This is a genomic window from Paenibacillus sp. MER 180, assembly GCF_023713665.1.
Lineage (GTDB): Bacteria > Bacillota > Bacilli > Paenibacillales > Paenibacillaceae > Paenibacillus_B > Paenibacillus_B suaedae.
Genome location: NZ_JAMAVT010000008.1, coordinates 26,793 through 49,107 on the forward strand (window position 1 = coordinate 26,793; position 22,315 = coordinate 49,107).

The 22,315-nt window shown below is 45.1% G+C and carries 15 protein-coding genes; all 15 read right to left on the reverse strand.

Annotated features, from left to right (window positions below):
• Positions 1 to 19: 19 nt before the first annotated feature.
• Positions 20 to 865, reverse strand: a complete 846-nt coding sequence (locus M3661_RS14720; protein ID WP_251486301.1) for a hypothetical protein — start codon at positions 863 to 865, stop codon at positions 20 to 22.
• On the reverse strand, positions 862 to 1,548 hold the full coding sequence (locus tag M3661_RS14725) for an ATP-binding cassette domain-containing protein (protein WP_251486303.1): 687 nt from the start codon (positions 1,546 to 1,548) through the stop codon (positions 862 to 864). The genes M3661_RS14720 and M3661_RS14725 overlap by 4 nt, the downstream gene beginning before the upstream one ends.
• On the reverse strand, positions 1,545 to 1,961 hold the full coding sequence (locus tag M3661_RS14730) for a GntR family transcriptional regulator (RefSeq protein ID WP_021254851.1): 417 nt from the start codon (positions 1,959 to 1,961) through the stop codon (positions 1,545 to 1,547). The genes M3661_RS14725 and M3661_RS14730 overlap by 4 nt, the downstream gene beginning before the upstream one ends.
• Positions 1,962 to 2,516: 555 nt before the next feature.
• On the reverse strand, positions 2,517 to 3,320 hold the full coding sequence (locus tag M3661_RS14735) for a carbohydrate-binding protein (protein ID WP_251486306.1): 804 nt from the start codon (positions 3,318 to 3,320) through the stop codon (positions 2,517 to 2,519).
• 38 nt (positions 3,321 to 3,358) lie between these two features.
• Positions 3,359 to 4,954, reverse strand: coding sequence for a response regulator transcription factor (locus M3661_RS14740; protein ID WP_251486308.1), 1,596 nt, complete (start codon positions 4,952 to 4,954; stop codon positions 3,359 to 3,361).
• The gene (locus M3661_RS14745) at positions 4,929 to 6,686 is read right to left on the reverse strand and encodes a sensor histidine kinase (RefSeq protein WP_251486311.1); all 1,758 of its coding nucleotides are present in this window, start codon (positions 6,684 to 6,686) and stop codon (positions 4,929 to 4,931) included. Before M3661_RS14745 ends, M3661_RS14740 begins: the two co-directional genes overlap by 26 nt.
• Positions 6,687 to 6,770: 84 nt before the next feature.
• Positions 6,771 to 7,958 (reverse strand): glycoside hydrolase family 88 protein, encoded by a 1,188-nt coding sequence (locus tag M3661_RS14750; RefSeq protein WP_251486314.1) that lies wholly within the window; start codon positions 7,956 to 7,958, stop codon positions 6,771 to 6,773.
• A 127-nt stretch (positions 7,959 to 8,085) separates the two neighbouring features.
• Entirely contained in the window at positions 8,086 to 9,882 is a 1,797-nt protein-coding gene (locus tag M3661_RS14755) for a DUF2264 domain-containing protein (protein WP_251486317.1), read from the reverse strand.
• Between the two features lie 152 nt (positions 9,883 to 10,034).
• Positions 10,035 to 10,841 (reverse strand): gluconate 5-dehydrogenase, encoded by an 807-nt coding sequence (locus tag M3661_RS14760; RefSeq protein ID WP_021254845.1) that lies wholly within the window; start codon positions 10,839 to 10,841, stop codon positions 10,035 to 10,037.
• A 43-nt stretch (positions 10,842 to 10,884) separates the two neighbouring features.
• The gene (gene kduI, locus M3661_RS14765; RefSeq protein ID WP_094183182.1) at positions 10,885 to 11,715 is read right to left on the reverse strand and encodes a 5-dehydro-4-deoxy-D-glucuronate isomerase; all 831 of its coding nucleotides are present in this window, start codon (positions 11,713 to 11,715) and stop codon (positions 10,885 to 10,887) included.
• Between the two features lie 209 nt (positions 11,716 to 11,924).
• On the reverse strand, positions 11,925 to 14,306 hold the full coding sequence (locus tag M3661_RS14770) for a glycoside hydrolase family 95 protein (protein WP_251486320.1): 2,382 nt from the start codon (positions 14,304 to 14,306) through the stop codon (positions 11,925 to 11,927).
• A 294-nt stretch (positions 14,307 to 14,600) separates the two neighbouring features.
• A complete protein-coding gene (locus tag M3661_RS14775) occupies positions 14,601 to 15,266 on the reverse strand; it encodes a bifunctional 2-keto-4-hydroxyglutarate aldolase/2-keto-3-deoxy-6-phosphogluconate aldolase (protein WP_251486322.1) in 666 nt (221 codons plus the stop codon).
• 61 nt (positions 15,267 to 15,327) lie between these two features.
• On the reverse strand, positions 15,328 to 16,290 hold the full coding sequence (locus tag M3661_RS14780; RefSeq protein ID WP_251486325.1) for a sugar kinase: 963 nt from the start codon (positions 16,288 to 16,290) through the stop codon (positions 15,328 to 15,330).
• A complete protein-coding gene (locus M3661_RS14785; protein WP_251486328.1) occupies positions 16,287 to 17,801 on the reverse strand; it encodes an alpha-L-fucosidase in 1,515 nt (504 codons plus the stop codon). Before M3661_RS14785 ends, M3661_RS14780 begins: the two co-directional genes overlap by 4 nt.
• A 371-nt stretch (positions 17,802 to 18,172) precedes the next feature.
• Entirely contained in the window at positions 18,173 to 22,255 is a 4,083-nt protein-coding gene (locus M3661_RS14790; protein WP_251486330.1) for a polysaccharide lyase family 8 super-sandwich domain-containing protein, read from the reverse strand.
• Between the last annotated feature and the right edge of the window lie 60 nt (positions 22,256 to 22,315).

A 22,315-nucleotide genomic window follows, 5' to 3' on the forward strand; every position in this document is an offset into this window, starting at 1 on the left:
AACCTCCATAACCCTTCAATTATACCGATATTTTCTTACGCAATAGATACAAGCTGTACCAAAGCGAACCTCCAGCAATGATCACTATTAATCCGAGACAAGTGCCTATGATTTCTCCTGGATAGAAGTAGCTATCGTATCTGCTATAACCCATAAAATAGGGTATTGAGGCTAATCCAGCTAGAACCGCAAAGTATAGTACGATAAAGCCGATCCCTTTCAGTCTGTAGCTCCGCTCCATTAGAATCGCTGTGAACAAGACGATCAAGCCCGTAATGACCAGTCCATAGTATAGTACAAACTCAGAAAAGTAGGGCGGAATCAGAACTTTAAGCACAGTAGGATGCTTCAAATAATCAAATACCGAGATGTTTCGATATAATTCAGCAGGAAGAATCGACTGTGCTATCAAATTCTCCAGTGGAACAAGGACAATTTGCAGGGCGACAAATCCAAAGGCGAAAAGCAAGATCGTAACCAGCTTGGCAAAATACAAATTCGCCCGATTGGACGGCAACGTGAGCAGGCGATATACTACCGTATTTTTACCTCTCCAGTCACGGTACCAGATGAAGCAGCTATATATTAGCAGCACTGTTATGCTCAAAAATATGGGTCCGAAATATAGAAGTTTATTATAGTGATCATACACCGTACTGTTTAGCTGAATATATCCAGTCACATTGTGATATTGCTCAAGGGTCCATTGATTCACTCTCATTGCCTCATTCGCAGAATCCAGCCAATGATTAGCACCGATGGCGACTGCTGCAAGTTGCAAGGCGGCTGTCAGCACCATGAGTCCAATATATATTTTGGCAAATCGGTTCATTTCAAAATTCAATAGCTTCACAAAAGCTCTCATTTTATGTACACCTCTCTCATTACGTCCGTAATGGACTTACCTTCCTGCTCGCGAACTTCTTCACAGTAGAATTCACGTTCTACCTTCCCGTGCTGTAGCAAGACCGCTTTATCAATTAAATACTCAATATCGTTAATTTCATGAGTTGTAATAATCACACCACGATCCTCGATCAATTCACTCGTGAACACATCAGCAATTTGCTCGCGGCTGAACATATCAATCCCCAAGAACGGTTCGTCCATTAGGATGTAATCACAATCCAAGGCAAGTCCGAGCAACAAATTTAACTTCGCAGCCATTCCCTTCGACAATGAGGATACGCGATCCGAAGAGCTCAGTTGGAAGAACTTAAGCAATTCCTTTGCACGTTCAGCGTTCCAATTCCGATAAAAGTCAGTCATAAAGCTCAAGCAATCAGCAATTCGCATATTGGAGGGCATCGTTAACGAATCTGGAATGAAAGTAATTTTCTCATACATCACAGGTGTTAGTGATACATTATCGATTAAGACTTCACCTTTGTATGGTGTCAGTCCCATGATGGACTTCAGCACCGTTGACTTCCCGGCACCATTGATTCCGATCAGGCAGGTAATCTCTCCCCTGGCAGCAGTGAAGCTAACGCCATTAAGTACCTTCTTAAATCCATAATTCTTCACCATCTGATTCACTTGGATCATTTTGTGTCACCACCCTCTGGGGATAACTTTCGCTCGGATGTATATTTTGTCTTTATGATATCTACTAGTTCTTCAACTGGAATTTGAATATTCCGAATGGAACTGATGAATATATCCACTGCACTTTCGATTAATTCAGCACGAATCGAGCTTAGTATTTGCTGATCCTGTGTAATTCGACTCGGTGAATTTCCTTCTGTTACGATCAAACCCTGTTCCTCCATCTCCTTATATGCCTTCTGCGCCGTGTTCGCATTAATCTTCATTACTGATGCCAGTTCACGCCGTGAAGGAATTTTGTCTCCCGCTCCGATTTGCCCTGTAGCAATCTGTTCCTTAAAGTAGCGGACAACTTGAATATATACCGGTTCTCGAACATTAAAGCTGACACCTAATTTTTGTTCTTCTGTCATGCAACCAACTCCATACGGTAAGTGTGTGTACTAAGTGGTTCATACATCTTATGCGTGTACTATACGTGTAATACACTTTTGTGTCAATAGTTTGATTTCGAGCACAGGCTTCTGGGGTTATCGTTCTTAGCCATTGTATTTCGTGCCAAAAAAATATAAATAGAGAAGTCTAATCCCTGTAATGATTACTTCCCTAGCTACAATAAATAATGAACCAAAAAGAGCTGCACTAGGCAGCCCATACTAAACTGAATCAATTTCATAATGTTTGAACCTAAAAAACTGTAGACTACTCCAATTCAAATTTTATCGTTTTTTTGCTAAACAGCTTGAGCCAGGCACTGTTTGTTTAGGCGATCACTTGCCAGTTTCATACTATTGTAGACAAAGGTATAAAAAATGATTAATGTATAATTTTCTTTAAAAGCGAATTAAGGGACGTCAAAATGTCTTCCCTTAAAAGGTATATAGTTTCAACATTGTTTTAAAACATCACCAAAAAAAAGATATAGACCTCCCTGTCTGCAACAGGTTAGGTTCTATATCTTTTTCCGATCACTTTACTTCATAGCCATAAGCTTCAATTTGCGTTAGTGCAGGAAACGGCGACGGGTCAGCGGACTTGATTAAGTTCTTTACTGTCAATGACTCTACCTGACGCGGCGTAAGCTTAAATACCTGCTTGGCATGCGTTTTCGTGAGATGAATCGTCTCACAATCACCGTTTGAAAAGCAGACGGTTACTTGCTCCCAGTAGTTATCGTGAGGAAAGTCTGCTCGCAGCGTAAGAGCAATGCAGTCAATTTCTACAGTGCGTCCAAACTGCACGCTCATTTCAGCGTCATCTTGCTGGTTAATGCCCCACGACTCAAATGGCCATGCCCCGTGGCCTGCATTAAAGCAATTGCCATTAATGGCATTGCGTGCGGCAAACACGGACTCTCCACGCGTCTCCACATTCGCAATCGCATGCGGATAACAACTGTCATTCTCATGTTGGTCGAACGGATTAAGCGCTACATTTTTGTAACTGGAGATTTCCGCTTCAGTCGCTAGACGCACACTAAGGGCATGGATGTCACCACTATATGATTTCGGATTATAGGAGATTTTCTTCTCTCCAAATGGAATCGTAAGCCGATAGCAAGTTGTCGCTAAATATACGAACGTTTCTGGCATCGTATCATCAAGCTGCAACATTACATATTGATTGGGATGCTCGCTCTTTACAACAATTTGGTCACCCTCTTGATAGGGCTGATGATATACAAGCTGGGCTTGCCCGTGATCAGAAGTAGCTGCCAATACGGTATGATTTGCATCGTGAATTTCAATCGTAAATTGCATTAGTGGTGTCATAAGATGATCATCTCTTTCTTCCGTTATTTTTGATAGATTTACGAGCATTCGTTCTTATACTCACTCGGTGTTACGCCCATATACTTCTTGAACACTTTAGAGAAATAGGTACGGTCTGAGTAACCTAGTGTCAATGCGATCTGTTCCAGCGTATGCCCAGATGTCTTCAACATTTGTGAAGCAATGTTCATCTTATACTGATGTACATAATCCGTGAAATTGCTGCCAGTCATGCGTTTGAAATAGCGTGAGAAGTAACTTGGATTCAAATACAGATAGCGCGCAATATCAATGGAAGTAATACTATCAGCTAAATTTTGTTCGATATAATGTTGAATTTGCTGTAACTTAGGTTCATAGCTATTAGCTAGTGTACCTTGCCCTTGTTTCCCCTGTTTATCGCTAGGCATAGCCATCGCGGTTAGCGTGCGTTCCGCTAATGCAAGCACATCAACAAGGGTTCGTGACTGCTCTATATAATTGAAGATCGCTTCATCGAGTCTAACCGAAGCTGCAATCGTCAGCTCGCGTAAGCAAACTTGCAGCTCATGCATGAATGAAGCAGGTTCAATCATCCTTGCTTGAAAATGTTGCTTCATACTCCCAATAATACGTTGTATACCATCTATATCATGAATAGCTAGCGCCTGCTTCAGTTCAACTTTATAGTTGTCCAACTCCCCTGCAGGCAATTGCAGCCATGTTGAGCCGATCGCCTGCTGGCGATCGGCAATCTGCATCGACTCCCCAACATAGAACTCATATTTGTGGCGCAATAAGGAGTGATAACAAGTACCCATTTGCTTAAGTTGAAGCTTATCACTTACCGTGACGCTTACAAGCTGCAATTTCATATATTGGGCAACTCGTTCTTTCAATTTTTGCAAATAGCTGTTGAAGTGCAACACGGTGTTATCTGCTAAATTATCGTGATAGTTATACACAATGACTAGATGTTGTTGCTGCAAAAATGGTGTGATCCCTTCAAACTTGCGTGCTAATTCTTCCGCAATATTGTAGACGGCATAGCAAATTAACGATAACGATTGCTGTGAGTAATGTTCATCGTAACTAGCATATTGTACATGCACAAGACTGAGCATATACCAAGGACAGTTCCACCTTACTCCAATGCCAGCAGCATATTTAAGGATTTCGTCAACATTCGTTCGATCAAGCACACTCTGTAGTAAACCTTGTTTGAGCAACTGTTGATTGTAGCTTGAAGGTTGTACACTGACAGACGATGATTGTTTTTTCAGTAAGCGCAGCGACTTATGCAGACTTTGTTGCAACTGCTCTTCTGTTAACTGATCTTTAATTAAATAATCGTCAGCTTGAAGCTTAAGTGCTTGTCTCGCGTAGTTGAAGTCTTCATGACAGGTTAAGAAAATGACGCGCACGTCAGGTTTGAGTTGGCGAAACTGTTCGGCTAACTCAATCCCATTTTTTTGTGGCAAGCCAATATCTGTTATCACAATATCTGGAACGGTCTGCTGAAATAGGTGTACTGCTTTTACGCTGGAATAGGTGGCAGCTACAACTTTCAACTGTAATTGTTCCCAATCAATCATTTGCTGCAATAGCTTGAGCATTGGCACATCATCATCAATAAGCATCACTTTGTATATCACTGGTGGTCCCCCCGCTTGATGTCACTGGAATCTGCATTCGTGCCGTTATACCGTCATACCTGTTAGGAGCAAAAGAAAGCGTAGCCTCTGAACCAAAAGATAGTTTCAAGCGTTGAGCAACATTAACCAATCCGACCCGCTTATAACTAGGATCAGGTTCATCACTGCAACGTAACACACTTTCATTCAGGCGATGCAACAAAGACTCATCCATACCTGCTCCGTTGTCGGCAACCTCAATGACGATGGTATCCGCGTCCTGATAGACGGAAATCCAAATTTGAGATTGCTGGCGCCCACTATCATTGCCCTCTATATCTACATCAGTATCGACAAACCCATGTAAAATTGCATTTTCAACTAACGGTTGTAGTAATAACTTTGGAAACTTAAGCATCTGCAATTGCGGCTCTACATCGACTTGCAGTTGGATTGGAATATCACTGCGCATTTGCATAATATCAATGTAGTGACCCATTAACTCACACTCTTCTTGCAGTGTTGCTAGTGCATTGAAATTCATATAGGCACGCAGTAGGCTCATTAAAGAGTCAATCATGCCGCTATGCAGGCGATCTTTCTGCAACATTAAGCTACACTTAATTGAGTTAAGCGTATTCAACAGAAAGTGGGGACGAATTTGCATAAACAGCGCCTCAAGCTCCAACACTCGTCTCTGCTCCTGTTGCCGTTCCATGTCATGAATGGACTGTTGCAGCTGATCCAACATCAAGTTAATCGTCTTGCTAACCGCTGCTAGCTCATCATCTCCCTTAACTTGCAGCCTAACATCTAGCTTACCGTTGCCAAATTGTCCTGCAACCTGCTGTAATTGCTCAATTGGACGATGCAATCGTTTAGAGATCAGCAGTGCAAACAAAGAGAATATAATGACAAAAAGCATGACTTCAGCAGAACCGATATAAAGCGTCTTTGAAATGATGCCTCTAAACGTGTTGTTGCTCATCTCATACACAAGCTTCCACCCGTTTTTGCTCAGCACGACTTCCGAGCGCATTCGATCGTCCACCTTATTTGAATCGGATGCAAGCAATTGTGTTGAGCCAGCAATCCGGTCACCATGCTCATCCAAGAGAGCAACATCCCATGACTTCACAGATTGTAATGCTTTTTCGAAATAGGACTGTTCAATTCCAATCAGCAGCACGGCCGTATGCTCTTTACTAACGCGATCATAGATGACACGAGCAATATAATATTTACTAGCTCCCTTGTCCTCGAGTAGTCCTAACCACTGCAGCCTTTCTGGCTGCTGGAAATTAATTTTGCTATACAATTCAGGTAAATGTGGTAGTAGTTTCGCCGGTTCATCATCTCCTGAAGGGATAATAAACTGCTGGCGGTTAATTAAGTACATCTGCGTCTGCCTATTCAACGTTTTTGAATTGATAAGCGAAAATACAGCTTTGATTTGTGAGAAATTCTCATAATCAGCATAACTATTTAATTGCTTCACATCAGCGAAATTACGTAAGCTAGTTTTGAAGCCTTCATCGTTTACAATGAAATGGGAGGCAAATGTAGCATCATCGATTGTTTTGCTAAATTCTGCTCCAATAACGTTCAACATGTTCTCATTCGTTGCATGCAGCTTATCCAGCATCGATTCTTTAATTAGATAAAAAGATTGCGCAGATACAGCAACCATCGGTACGATAATAAATAGCATGAAGGAAAGTAACATTCGTTTATAGTAAGTTAAATGGAACATGAGGTTAGCGTCACTTCCCTTCCTTCAATCCTTCATCATTTCCGTTACTGTTCAAGCCAAATCATCGACTTTCTCTTCCTATTTCTATTTACGCTCATACCAGTAGCCAGGAATACCGCGTGTAAGACGCATGAGCGCTTCCAAGTAGTAATAATCGCCCCAAATCATATAATCATCAGGGGACAACCCACCATGGACATAGTACGAGCCATGCTTAAGCAAACCTTCCGCTGCATCGTCACCAATCGTAGCATAGTTGGTAATCAGCGACTCCATACTGGTTGTCAGCATCTTCTCGAAATAAGGACGGTCGGGGTCAGCAGCATCCAAATGTGAGATAAGCTCTACCAGTCCGGCAGCCACAATCGCTGAAGCTGAACTATCGCGATACGTATCAGCCGTTACAGGCGCATTGAAATCCCAATAAGCAACACTGTCCTCAGGCAAATTCTCAAGGAAGTAGCGCGCCATACGCTTAGATGTCTCCAAAAATGCTGCATTTCCCGTATAACGATAGGAAAGTGCAAAGCCATATACGCCCCAAGCTTGCCCCCGCGTCCACGTCGAACCGTTGCTATAGCCCTGATGAGTCGCGCCGCCAATTGGAACCCCCGTCTCGGTATCGAAGAAGAACGTATGGTATGAGCTATCATCTCCACGAACGATATAGCGCCGCGTTTTCTCTGCTTGGATTTCTGCAATTTCTCGATACTTCGGATCACCAGTCTGTTCGCTTGCCCAATACAACAATGGCAGATTAAGCAAGCAGTCGATAATGATACGACCCGCTTCTTGTTCGTTATCTCTCGTTCCCCAAGCTTGTATGTATCCGCTTCCATCGCTCGTATCACGCCAACGCTTCAATAAATGATCAGCTGCATCCAGTGTCAACTCACGAGCACGTTCATCGCCTGTTATGATCCACTGCGCTTTGGAAGACAAGCTGAATAGGAAGCCAATATCATGATGATCCAATACAACTTTTTGCTCAAACCGCTGATGGAAACTAGCCACTGTAGCTTCTGCTGCCTGCCGATAACGTTCATCTTGTGAATATTCATAGCATAACCACAATATTCCTGACCAGAAGCCATTCGTCCAGTCGTTGTTATCATTCAGTTGATATTTCCCATCAAGGCTAACATGCGGAAACTGAGTTCCAAACTTATCCATATTGTTCAGCGTTTTCGCTAGAATATTTTCAATTGCTTGTGTGTAAAGTTTATTTGCTTGCATGACCGTTGTTTGCGTTCCCTCTGTAGACATCTGCATTTCAGCCCTCTCCCAGAAAAATAACTCAATGCATTCCTTATGATAGCGGATACATTCCGCAGAATGTACGCCTTAATTTGTGTGAAATGTGAACAATTTTGACTTTTTTGTTGTATTCGCTTGCCTTCTACTTCACCTTAACCGTTGTCGTCTGCTCGTTATGGTGTACAATTACGCGATCCGATGTCAGCCTCACCTCAGGCAGCTGCGACTCACAGCCAGCAGGAACTCCTGCCATCACACTAACTAATAAATGTCTCCCTGGCTGAAGTTCAGCTCGCAGTGCAGGCATCAGAGTACGCTCATAGAATACATTGGTGTTAGGCTCGGTTCGGATCATCTCCGCTTGTGTGAATCCTCTAACCGCCTTGGCGATGGTGCTCCCGACAGGCGAATCGTAACTTGCCCAGCTTGTCTTGACAACGGCTGTGTCGTCACTGCTAACCGTGGCGAACGGCGCAGAGAAACTGGCATCATAGGCAATTAAGGCACGGCTAGTTTCCAACTCGTGTATGCGTACATGGCTGTCACCACAAGGGATAATCGTACTGCGAATCGTAACTCCGACTTGCGGCTTCCAGTTATGTATAAGTCGATCTTCATGCAGCTCATAGCTCGAATCGAGCGGCTTATCACGAAAATGTACGCCATCCTCACTAACAGCAAGCACACTATCAAAAGCACCTTCATAGTAGTAATAATTACTGCGCGGCACACTAAAGCCAAATACAGTCGAATAGGCAAATTTAGAGTACTTGGCGCAAGCATGGTTCTGATAGCCAATAAATTGACCTACTGGATACATAAGCACATGTTGTGAATGATGCGTATGTTCAATCATCGCCTTCATGCTCGGCAGCGGCAGTCGGCCTGGTGATACCTTTTGCTCTACTTCCTCTGCCTGCCAATAAGGATGTTCATCCGAAACTGCAAGCAATAAGAAACTTTTGAACGCCCAATACGGGGAACCCGCACCGTTATAGCCCTCGCCCATCACCAAGTTCTGATAGTGATAGCCTACGCTTAGTACGCCATCTGTCGTAAAAATATCATGATTCATCCAGCTTCGCATATTGCGCGCATACAATCCTTTAATGACGCCCCATGGCAGCGCTTCAACATCGGCCAGCACAAGCGCGCTCCAGAAGCTTGCTTGCGCAAATCGATACGCTAGACTGCGACCGAAAGGAATCGCCTCTCCCTTGCTATCGAACCAATACTGATAGCTGCGCGCAAAAAGTATAGCCCGCTCTTTCAACCTAGCTGCCCGCTCCGGATCTTCATCCGCCATAAACGTAACGTAGATTAAACTATAATAATGGAACGCCCATGGGATGTAATAATCAAACTGCTGATCCACACCGTCAAAGTACCAACCATCGCCAACATAGCAAGACTCAATCAGGGCAAAATCTTCTTCGATTTTCTCCTGAGAATACTTCATGCCAAGTCGCTTCAGTGCCACATTCACTAAGATGCGAAAGAAGTGCCAGTTATTCGGTGCCAAACGGCGTTCATTAATTTGCCATAACCAGTCTGCCAAATGCTGCTGTTCTGTCTTCGAAAGAGTATCCCAAGTTTTGTGTGGTGCAAGCAGCAGTGTAGTCGCGATAGAAGCCATCTCGACCAGCAGCTGATCGCCATCCATCGTCTTGCCATAATAATGCTCGCTGTGTGGGTTGCAGCCCTCCGCTAGTCCACGCATCCATTGATGCTGAAGCTGCTCGTCATCATAATGAACGAGGAAAGGCCCCAATCCCCACAGGATTCGTAAGAATCCTTCGGCATCTCTGCGATTTTCGGTATAGACCGTGCCGTGGCTTCCTAATGCTAAGTGTCCAGGCTGTTCTGCTAACCGTGACCTTAACGGCTCTACTAGCGTCAATAGGGCTTCCGCTACATCGTCACGATGATTCCACTGCATGCTACGTATTTTCTCCATCACGATTATTCACGCTTCCTTCAACAGTTTTCACAGCACAACAAACCTCATAACTCACATCGTACACAGATAAATTACAAAGACTAACAGCAACGTACTCCTGTTAGTCTCTATTTTGATCTTACTATTCAAAATTAAGGCTGCTTACCAATATAGGCAAGGATTCCACCGTCAACATATAAAATATGTCCATTGACAAAGTCACTAGCTGGCGAAGCTAAGAATACCGCAGGACCTGCTAAATCCTGAGTTTCTCCCCAACGCTCTGCAGGTGTCTTCGCAATAATAAAGGAATCGAACGGATGACGGCTGCCATCAGCTTGAAGTTCACGCAACGGCGCTGTTTGTGGCGTAGCAATGTAGCCTGGTCCGATACCATTACATTGGATGTTATATTGGCCATACTCAGAAGCGATATTGCGGGTTAGCATCTTGAGGCCGCCTTTGGCAGCAGCATAAGCAGACACCGTTTCCCGTCCTAATTCACTCATCATCGAGCAAATATTAATTATTTTACCGCCGCCTTTTTTAATCATCCCTGGAATAACCGCTTTGGAGACAATAAATGGTCCGTTCAAGTCAATATCAATGACTTCACGGAACTCTTCCGCAGTCATTTCTGTCATTGGAATCCGCTTAATAATGCCAGCATTGTTGACTAGAATATCAATGACTCCAACTTCCGCTTCAATCTGTTGCACCATCGCTTGTACACCTGGCTCGTCGGTCACGTCGCATACATATCCATGCGCCTCAATGCCGGCTTCCTTATAAGCAGCCATACCGATCTCTACCGTTTCTGGCTCACGAGCATTAAATACAATTTTTGCACCCGCACGCGCCATAGCGCATGCCATTTCCAATCCGATCCCATACACTGCACCTGTAACGAGAGCTACCTTGCCATCAAGGCGAAATTGATCTACCGAAAATTGTGACAACTCTTCATACTCCCCTCTCTATAAACCCTATCTATTCATCTATCTACTTTAGATCGTCCATAGCTACCATATCCATATCGGTGTATGTGATATTCTCGCCGCACATTGCCCAAATAAACGTATAGTTGCTAGTGCCAACACCGGTGTGAATGGACCAGCTTGGACTGATAACCGCTTGCTCATTGCCGACAACGAGATGCTTCGTCTCATCAGGTTTGCCCATGAAATGAAATACCTTGTTGTCCCCTTCCATATCGAAGTATACATACGCTTCCATGCGTCGCTCATGCGTGTGGCATGGCATCGTATTCCAAGCGTTTCCTTCTTCTAGGTGCGTATAGCCCATTTGCAACTGGCATGACTGACACACATTCGGATGAATGTACTGATAAATTTTACGCTTGTTCATTGTGTTGTCAGCACCTGTCTCCATTGGCTTAATGTTATCAATGGAAATACGTACATTCGGATATTTGTGATGAGCCGGGCTAGAAGCAATGTAAAATTTCGCTGGATTACTAGCATCTGCACTAGCAAACAGCACTTCTTTCGTTTCTTTGCCGATATAATAGCCATCCTGATTGTTCATCGATTCACGCACACCATCAATCGTAATAAACCCTGGACCACCTATATTAATGACACCTAGTTCACGACGCTCTAGAAAATACTCAACACCCAAATCTTTATTAAGCTTAATCTCCAACTGCTCTTTCGTAGGTGTTACGCCACCAAAAATCAAACGGTCATTATGCGAGTAAGTCAAGCGAATTTCACCGGGAACAAACACCTGCTCCACTAGAAACTCCTTGCGCAATTCTTCTGTTGTCATGCGTGCGATCGATTGTGGCGCATACGCGTAGCGCGTCTCCATAGTTTGCATTTTTTCTAATTCCTCCCGATTTCATAGACTTGGAATCATCACAATAAACAATGCGATCATTCGATATTGGATCTACAACCATCATAGTGAATGCACCCAACAATAGTAAGTCAATTATTTTGCTCGATTGTGAACAATTTTGACTTTCTTGCTTAATTGACTTTACTTTTTCCTTTTTATGTTATTAGTTCAATAGTAACCTACGCTAAGCTTGCTATAACCGTAGCTCCAAGCGGGATATCCAGCTGATACGTATGTGGCGCGGGCTGTGTTACGGCCACCGCCATTGATGGCTTACCAGTACAAAAAGTAAGCGGAACCATACTATAAATAACACAAGGCTTACCAAGCGTAGACGTTATCTGCGCCTGCTGCAGCTTGCCTGCCTGCCAAGCCATATCAATGGTAAATCCACCGCGGGCACGTAAGCCAGTAACATGACCCTGCCGCCATGCAGGCGGAAGAGCTGGCAGTATCCGGATTTCATCCCCGTGCGACTGCAATAGCATCTCTTGCATCGCTGCTGCTCCACCAAAGTTGGCATCAATTTGGAATGGAGGATGGTCGCCGAACAAGTTCGGATGTACCGCTTTGCTTAATAGATTGCGTAAACTCAGATGTGCCTGTTCTCCTTCATCCAGCCTTGACCAGAAGTTTGCAATCCACGCTTGACTCCAACCCGTATGTCCGCCTCCATGGGCTAGGCGTCGTTGCAGCGTGAACTTAGCAGCTTGTCCAAGTTCAGGGCTGCGATGAGGAATGATCTGTTCCCCTGGATGCAAAGCGAATAGATGAGAAATATGGCGATGCCCCAGCTCTACTTCCTCATAATCAACCGCCCACTCCATAATTTGTCCATGGCGGCCGATTTGCGGCTGTGGCAGCTTACTGCGTACTTGCTTCCACTGTGCCAATAAATCTTTGTCCTCTTGGCCCCCTTGTTCCATATGCCCTTCATCCAGTTGCAATAGCTCACCGGCACGGATGCATGCTGTAAACAACGCATACAAAATTTGCGAGTCCATCGATGGACCATAGCATAGTGCCCCGACTTCACCCTGTTCACTACGATACGAGTTTTCTGGTGATAGGGATGGTACGGTCACCAGCTGTCCTGATGGCAACTCCATTAAGAAGTCTAAGAAAAATAAAGACGCTTCTTTCAACACGGGATACGCACGTTCACGCAAAAACGAAAGTGAGCCGTTATAACAATAGTGCTCCCACATATGCAGCGCAATCCATGCTCCACCCATCGGCCACATATTGGCGCTCACATATTCACCGTAAATGCCTGTATCCGCCCACAGGTTGCTGCTCGTGTGAGCAACAAATCCACGTGCACCATAAATGTTGCGCGCTGTTTGGCGTCCATTGATGACCAAGCGTTCAATAAAATCAAATAGCGGCAGGTGACATTCCGCTAAATTCCCCGTCTCGGCAAGCCAGTAGTTCATTTGCAAGTTAATGTTAAGATGATAGTCCGATTCCCATGGAGGAGTAAAACTATCGTTCCAAATCCCTTGCAAGTTAGCTGGCAGAGTTCCCGGTCTGGAGCTGGCAAGCAGTAAATAACGCCCATACTGATAAAACAGCGCCTCCAGCCCATTATCAGCGGCACCTTGCCGATATCGTTCTAGTCGCTGCGACGTGGACAAGCATTGTTGTCTAGGAACCTGAAGCTGTGGCTCAGTGCTTCTTCCTTCCTCCGCTTCCAAATCTAACGTTACACGGTTAAACAGCGGCTTATAATCATCCAAGTGCCGCTGCTTCAATGTCTCATAGGGCACTTGAGCTGCCTGTTTTGCCTGTTGCCAAGCAACAGCATAAGCATCAGCACAGCGAAATGAAGTCTGCGCAGCTACAATAAGCGTGACTGCACGAACTTGACGAATATCAAGATAATTGCCCGCCGTCTGACACTGTCCGCCCTCAACTACTGCCCGCAACACAACGGCATAACGTACGCCATCTGCTCCCAATTGTCCTTGCATGGCGATAGCCTGTCCATCATCTGTCTGAACAATTTCACCGGTGAATGGTCTCCGGTCGATTTTAGCTGCAAAGGTTAAGCCTGCTGCATCGGTCGTTGTCATCCGGATGACCAGCACTTGATCAGCGGCACTAGAAAATATCTCACGGCTGTACTGAATTGCGTCTTGCCGTCCCACTTCATAATTCACCTGAACCAAAGCATTATCCAAATCTAGCTCACGACAATAATCCTGAATTGAATGAACATCTATATCCATATCAAAATCCAAGAACAAGTTGCCTAATGTCTGATAAGGGTGGAAATATTGTGGTGCGTTCGTCATATGCTTCAACACTAACTTTTCTGCCTTGCGCACGTTGCCCTGCAGCAACAAGTTTTTAATTTCCGGCAACGCCGCTTGCGCACCTCTATTATCGTTATCCCTTGGACCACCATACCAAATCGAATCTTCATTCAATTGAATCTGCTCGCGCTGTATCCCGCCATATACAACTCCCCCTAAGCGCCCGTTACCGATTGGAAATGCTTCCGTCCATTTGCTAGCCGCTGTCCGCTCAAGCAAATAATAGTTGTTTATATGATTCATTAAGCTACCCTCATTTCTGCAAAGAATCATGTGTAATAGCTTGTATCTTATCCCCTATCCTATACCGTACTTCGCACCATTATATCGGCAATCTACTTAAAAATAGATGCACGATTATGACCATGTATGTGTCGTTTATTGACATATCGTACGCTTCAGTTGCTTACATCCTGATCCATTCGAATCGTGCAACAACCTATACTTGTCACTCGATTTGCTGGTCATGCCGCACAAAAAAATCGGACGATTCATACATGCTGAATCGTCCGATCTGCGTATATCATTTCGAATATTTTATATCCCCTTTGCCTGACGATAGGCATTTACATATGCGGCAGCTTTCTTCTGAATCAACGAGAAATCTTTGTTCTTAACTGCTTCATTCGTCAAGTCGGAGCCGATTCCTACCGCTACCGCTCCGGCTTTCACCCACTCACCAAGGTTATCCAATGACACACCGCCGGTTGGCATAATGTTAGCCTGCGGCAATGGGCCTTTGATTGCCTTGATTACGGATGGCTCATACAGGTTGCCTGGGAACAGCTTGACGATATCGGCTCCAAGCTCAAGCGCTTCATTAATTTCCTTGATCGTCATCGTTCCTGGCATAACCGGTACGCGATATCGGTTGCACATGGTTACGGTCTCAGCACTAAGGAAAGGAGTCACTACGAATTGAGCGCCGCTAAGAATCGCCGCGCGTGCCGTTTCAGCATCCAGCACGGTTCCTACCCCAATAATTGCATAAGTAGATTCATCCGACGAATCCCATTTATAGGTTTGAGCTAATTTCTCAATCGCTTTCAATGCAAACGGAACTGTCATCGTAATCTCTATCACTTTAATTCCGCCGCGTATCGCTTCCTCGGCCATTGCAACAACTTCTTCTGCCGTTTCTCCGCGAAGAACTGCAACGACACCTTCCTGCATAATCTTCTGAATAATCTGCATTTTCTTCATATTGTTCTCCTCCCCATTTATCGAATGTCGTTTCTATTAATAGTTCTCAATGAAACACATCTTATCGCTCAACATGCACCTTACCAGCTAGAAATCGCTCGATTTGTGCTCCACTAGGGAGACCTTCCCAATCGCCAACCGTCTGGATTACCTGCGAGCCTATCAAATTACCGAGACGAACCGCCTCTTCAAGGCTATATTCCCGCAGCAAACCAGCTAGAAATCCAGCGCAGAAGCCATCTCCAGCTCCTACCGTATCGACTACATGATCAACCTTATAGTAAGGAACTGATGACAGTTTACCGTTCTCCAGAATGTAGGTTTTGTCCTCGCCACCTTTAATAATGCTTACAGCGGACAGCTCACCGAGCTGGGCAACGATCTCATCCATCGATTCCGTCGCATACAGCAGTTTCAATTCATCTAATCCCGGCAAGAAATAATCCGCTTTTCGCGCCAATGGCAACAGAACCTTTTGAGCTGCTTTTACATCCCATAGCTTCAAGCGCAGATTCGGATCGAAGCTCACTTTGACTCCGTGCTGCTTCGCGATGTCCATCGCTGCTGCCGCCGTCTCCGCACAGGATGTGCTTAATGCAGGTGTGATCCCGGTAATATGTAAAATCTTTGCTCCAGCAATATATTCCTCATCCAAATGCTCAGGAGTCATTTTACTTGCCGCCGATAGCTTGCGGTAATAATAGACAGAGCTTCTTCCAGCCGCATTCTCTCGAATCATTAGTCCAGTTGGAGCTTCATCTGTGAATGAAGCGCGTGTAACATCTACGCCTTCGCCCCGCACCATCTTATAAATCCGCTGCCCGAACGGATCATCTCCAAGCCGACCGCACCAGCCTACGGAATGTCCAAGCCTTGACAAACCGATCGCTACATTCGTCTCAGCTCCTCCAAAGGAAGGCGTCAAATTCGATGTATATTCAAGACCTTTCCCCCCCTCGGCGATCAATAGGGCCATACTTTCCCCGAAGGTGACCACTTCCGGATGAGCATTTCGATTATTCATTCCCCTTCACCACCCTGAACCTGACTGTTGTACACTTCGAATGTGGACAAGTTTGGCCACCAGCGGGAGCCAGTGATCTGAAGACGCAAGCGACTGCTGCTTATGGCTGGAAAATGGCAGATCCGCTTGTGACCGATAATGGTACCCTTCAGAATCGGCTGCCACGTCCCTCTGCCTGCAGCAGTATCCGTACAATCCTCTGTCGTTGCAGCAGCATCGGCTTGCCAATACTCCAAGCTGAAGCTTTCAATCCTCTGCGTATAGCGATACTCCTGCAGTACGATATGGTCAAACGTTTGCTCTGTTCCTAGGTCGACAGTGATACTCGCCACCTCTGTACCTTGCTCAGGAGCCCAAAACGTATCTCGATTGCCATCCAGTATATTGGCCGCTTCATATCCAGCCATCGCTTCACTAGCCGCAGCAGCAGCATCGCGTGCCACATTCGTCTCAAACGTATTGCGAATCCAAGCTCCGAGCTCCTCTAACCGCTGCACATCATTCTCGTGGAGCAGACCACGCGTATCGGCAGGAATATTAAGCAAGAGCGTAGCATTGCCTCCGACCGAACCATAGTACACATTCCGCAGCTCATCCAGCGACTTGACTTGATCATCTTGACTCGCATGATAGAACCATCCCGGACGAATCGACGTATCCACTTCCGCTGGATACCAGACAAGCTCCGATACATTGGCGATAATGTCGCGGCTACCCAAGTCTTCATCCTCTGAAGTGAAACGCTTGGCGAATTCAGCATTATCTTCCTGCTGTGAATGTTCCTGAATTCTCTCCTTATCCTGCAGCTGCGCAGGTACTACGCTCCACTCCGACTTGCGACAATGCCCCGCCTCATTGCCACACCAGCGCACATCCGGCCCACATACCGAAATACTCGCTTCTGGCTGCAATTCACGAATCAGTGCATAATAGCCATTCCAATCATATATTTGCCGTTTGCCGTTAGGACCTTCACCACAAGCCCCATCAAACCACACACAGAAAATATCCCCATACCTAGTCAACAGCTCGCGCAGTTGATTGGTGAAGTACTCATTATAAGCTGGCGAATCCCCATAACACGGCTCATGACGATCCCAAGGCGATAAATAAATCCCAAACTTCAACCCGCTTTCACGACAAGCATCTGCCACCTCAAGAACGACATCACCCTTGCCATCTTTCCATGGGCTATTCTTCACCGAATGCTCTGTATACTCACTCGGCCACAAACAAAACCCATCGTGATGCTTGCAAGTCAGAATCAGCCCTTTCATCCCTGCGGCCTTACAAGCGCGTACCCACTGCCTTGCATCCAGCTGTGTCGGATTAAAAATATCCGGCTGCTCCTGCCCACTGCCCCATTCCTGGTCCGTAAACGTATTTACTGTAAAATGTACAAAAGCGTAAAACTCCATCTCTTGTATCGCCAACTGCCGCTCAGACGGCCGCACCAACGCTGCCGCTTTAACTTGCTCTGTTTTTATAACTCCACTGCTGTTCATTACCATTTCCCCCCTCTCATTTTCCCGCTGCAGCATCTTGAAAAATATAAAAAGATATCATACATATCTATATGGAAATTAAAAACCCAACCTAACTTAGGCTAATAATAGCAAATCAAAGATAGGTAGAAACACGCATTATTTTTTTATATATATGCAATATTTTGACCTTAACATCGAAAGCCAAGATCCTAAAAATCGGACCTTGGCTTTCGATTGGTTATTTTAACCTCTACTAACTGTAAAATGGAAATATATTCATCTAAACTCAAGCCTGCTGGGAAGCCACCTTCACTTAGATGATACAGTTTGGCACCTACTTAAGTCGTTGACCTTAAGACGTGACTAATGCAGATGGCTTGAATAGACAGCATCTCTTATTTCAAATCATTTAACATGCCTAGAATCAAAGTAACTGCTTCAGCTCTGGTTGCAGCAGCATTAGGATTGAATTTTCCAACTCCATTTCCTTTAATCAGGCCTGCTTCTTCTGCAGTTGCCACATAAGGCTTAGCCCATGCTGGCACTTGATCCGCATCTGTAAACGTCAGAGTTGCATTTGGATGTGCTTCAAGACCCCGTGCACGAACAATCATAACAACGAGTTCACTTCTGGTGATTTCTTTATTCGCACGGAATGCACCATCTTCATAGCCTGAAATATATCCCGCTTTAGCAAGCGCTTGAATGAATGGCTGTGCCCATACTGGTGTTTGACTTTGATCCGCAAAAATAAACCCTGTATTTACGGGTTCCAACTTTAGCGCTCTAGCTAACATTGCTGAAATCTCACCGCGAGTTATCGTACTATTCGGCCTAAAGGTTCCATCCTCATAGCCACTTACAAAACCAAGCTCAACTGATTTTTTAATGGCAGCCTTAGCCCAATGAGCTGCGATATCAGACAAATCTACTTTAGGGGGTACTGGATCAGTAGGTTTCACTGGATTCACAGGTTCAGTTGGTATAGGTTTAAGTGTTGGCGATGTTGGTGTTGGATCCGCTGATGGCGTCGATCCGCCACCTACCGGTGTATCGTCTTTATACGTTGCTGTTACTTTAACTGCTTCACCTGGCATGATGAACGTATACATGTTGTTATTCGTTGTATCTTGGGTCAACGTCAAGCTTGCTGGCGTAACGATCCACTTGTCGAACACTTTACCCACAGGCGTATCTAGTACTACAGTTACGGTTTCACCTTTCTTAGCAGTCTGTTTATCTGCTGTTACACCTTCCATGGTTACGGTGTAAGTCTTGCCGAGATCAAATGTTGCTGTGTACGTCTTACTGAGCGATCCCGAAGTATTGACTTCAATGCTAACTCCATCTTGTATCGGTGTAACTTTCATCCCCGTATCTGCAGTTAGCAATGTCAAGTTCGGTTGATGGACTTCAATTGTCACTGTGTTTTGCTTTTGCGTTGGATCGGATATCACAATTGTCATTTCGCCACGCTCTTCTTTCATGATGACCGTAGCTGCAGATTTAGCTTGGATGCTTCCTGCAGTATCCGCACTCCAGAAGTTCGCAGCGGTGATGCCAAGCTGCTTATTGCTAACAGCCTGTAATGTTGATGTATTGCTAAGCACTTCTACTGCCGGTTGTTCACTATAAGCTTGTGTTTGTACCGTTGTCTTACCTGGAAGCAACACATATTCGTAACTAGCGGCTTGTGGATTATTCCCATGATCAAAGGCAATGCTGGCATAGTTGCGCGTCAGCTTATCTTGCGATTGACCGTTGTTAATGTCATACCAAGAGCCTGTTCTCGCCTCGCGTACGACATGGAGTGTGGGTGCAGTTGGGAAGTAATAGCCCATATCCGCACCAGAACCTGCACCATTGCCCGCCAGGTGCACCCAGTTTACATCATTAATATCTGCTGCATAATCCAATACTGTAGGCACCTGTACACCGTTAATCACAAATGCGTTATCACCGCTGCTATTCAACTTCCGATTATCAACAATCGTTTCTACCGTTTTTGTAGCGGACGATGTTTTACTAATATCTGTACCGAGGGCAACAATTTCATCATCGAACATAAACCATGATTTCTTACCACTTAAATCACTACCCGTTACTTTCGTTAATGAGAAATCCATGCCGCTAGCGCTATACAAATGATCTAGAGTTGCGCCGCCAACATGACTTTTCGTATTGTAATAGTACGCCCATTCGCCCGGCATCTTTCCTTCTCCAGAACCGTCTGTCGTCGTGCCTGGCAAGCGGAAACTATTAACCGTTGCCCAATATCCATCGCGATATTGCAATAAATCTTCGTTATAGATATAGGTCATGCCAAGACCAGTATCCCAACCTTTTATATTTTCTTTATTGCCCATTTCAAAGGCAGAGATGCGGTCTGAGAACATGCTTAGCCCAAAAGCGTAGTCCGGACGATGATGCGCAACACGGGCCATACCGTTGAACATATAACTGCGCGACAATTCACCCCTCGGTGCGACAGTATCATCGTTCATCACTTTCTTCAGCAACATCACACTATAAATCGGCAAGCCTTTATAGTAATCATTAAAGGTTGTATCCTTGCTTACCCATTCCTTAACCATACTGCGAATATTAGCGCTAACCTCTGGTGGTGCACCCTCTGCTAAACTTGCTAAAGCTACAATCGTGCCGCGAGCCGTACCCGAGTCTTTTCTGGAGATCCCCCGCCCGTTAACCATATCCATGTACAGCCCTTTGTAAATAACCGGTTCGAATGTATCACTTACCCACTTATAAATGTTAGCCACACGTTGGTCAGTCACAGGCCATGGTGAAGTGTTGAGCAAATAAGTGATGTCCGCCGTGCGGCTGAGCCAGACTGCACCATAGCCAGCAGTGTAAGCGATATTCGCATGCTGCACCAGTGAACCATCTTCATATACACCATCACCTTTCGTGACATAGTTGAATTCGGAACCAATCGAATCCCGTCCTTGCGTAATTTTAGCGCTATTTCTACCAATTACGCCGCAAAGAGTTACAACAAGCGCTTTATCCAGCAAATTGCCACCGGTCTCGATCACGGAGCTATTTTGCACCCGCTTTGTTGGATTAGGACAATACTTATCAATTGTCCGCATGAAGTTGCCTATTTGCTGATCGTTCAACTCATCATACATAAGGATCAAACAATCATTTAACAGCTGCGGTGCACCGATTTCAAATCCCCACCAGCTGCTGGTGCTGCTGTAGGATAAACGCTCGTTATAACGCTTAGCGTACATCCAATCCAGGGCACCTATAATTGCATCCCGCAGCTGTGGATCGTGATAGAAACGAGAAGCCTCTGTATTGTAAGCGGTTGCAATTGTCTTAATACGAGTAAACTCGCTAACGATGTTGTTGGCATGCTGCTCCTTGGTATCGGCGCTATCGACAAGATCCGACCATAAGTATCTACGGCTGCTATCATTAGCACTAAGCGTATCGAGATAACCCGTCTTAGCGGCATTGGATACATTATTGTCCATCTCAGCTACTAGTGCCTGAATAGCGGGATCAGAAGCGAGGTTATCGTCTACAGCTCCTACTAACTTCTGCTTCCAGCGTTCACGCAATTGGTCGTAAGCAGCTGCTGTTTCTGTGGAGTCAACACCCATGGTACTTTGTGCCTTTATCATCTGGTCTTCTGTCGCAACAGTGATTGTTGCTACACCCGCAGCAACTGCTGTTACATTGCCATCTTGATCAACAGCAGCTACGTTCTCATCACTAGTACTCCATATTACTTTGGGAGATGGCAGGTTATTTGGAGTGACGGTTAATGTAAGCGGCTTCGTCTCCCCAACCGTCATCATCCTTGCCGTCGGTTCAAGAGCTAACCCCGTTATGCCGTCATATTCCTCCAGTCGAATGTTATCAAACCACACTTTGCCGGTGCTATTTTCTAAAAACAATTCAACAAAAAATTTGGCACCACCAGCCGGCACCGTTATAAAAACTTGCTGCATCGCCCAATCGTTCGTACCATACACCTTCGTTGAAGTAGGTCCATCGATTAATTTTGTGTTAGAAGCATTCAGCACAGAAGTGCGGAAATAAACGCCGCTGCCACCTGCAATATTTTCGGTTTTGTACCACACTTGCAAGCGGTACGATTTACCGGATGCAACAGGTGCCTTTGCATTAATTGACACGCGGCTTGTTTGGGAAGCATCAATCAGCATCGATTGCTGACCACTATAAGAATCATAGGTAGCGACCGTTACACTTACTGTCCTACCAGCTGGTTTACCAGAACCTACAGGAATCCATGTGTCCCAATTAACAGGCGCAGGGTTCGTATCCGTATATTGAGTCCAAGTACCGCTCGGCGCTGCAGTTGATTCGAAATCACCATTTGGAAATAAATTATCAACATTTGATGTCATCGCTACACCTGTGCCAACCGGCAAGAATGTGACTACTATCGCAACTACTAGTATCCAACTTAGTATTCTTTTCATCACTCTTCACCCCTTCTCTGAGCACCATACAGAAAAGGCGTCCCTCTTCCCACTATCTGC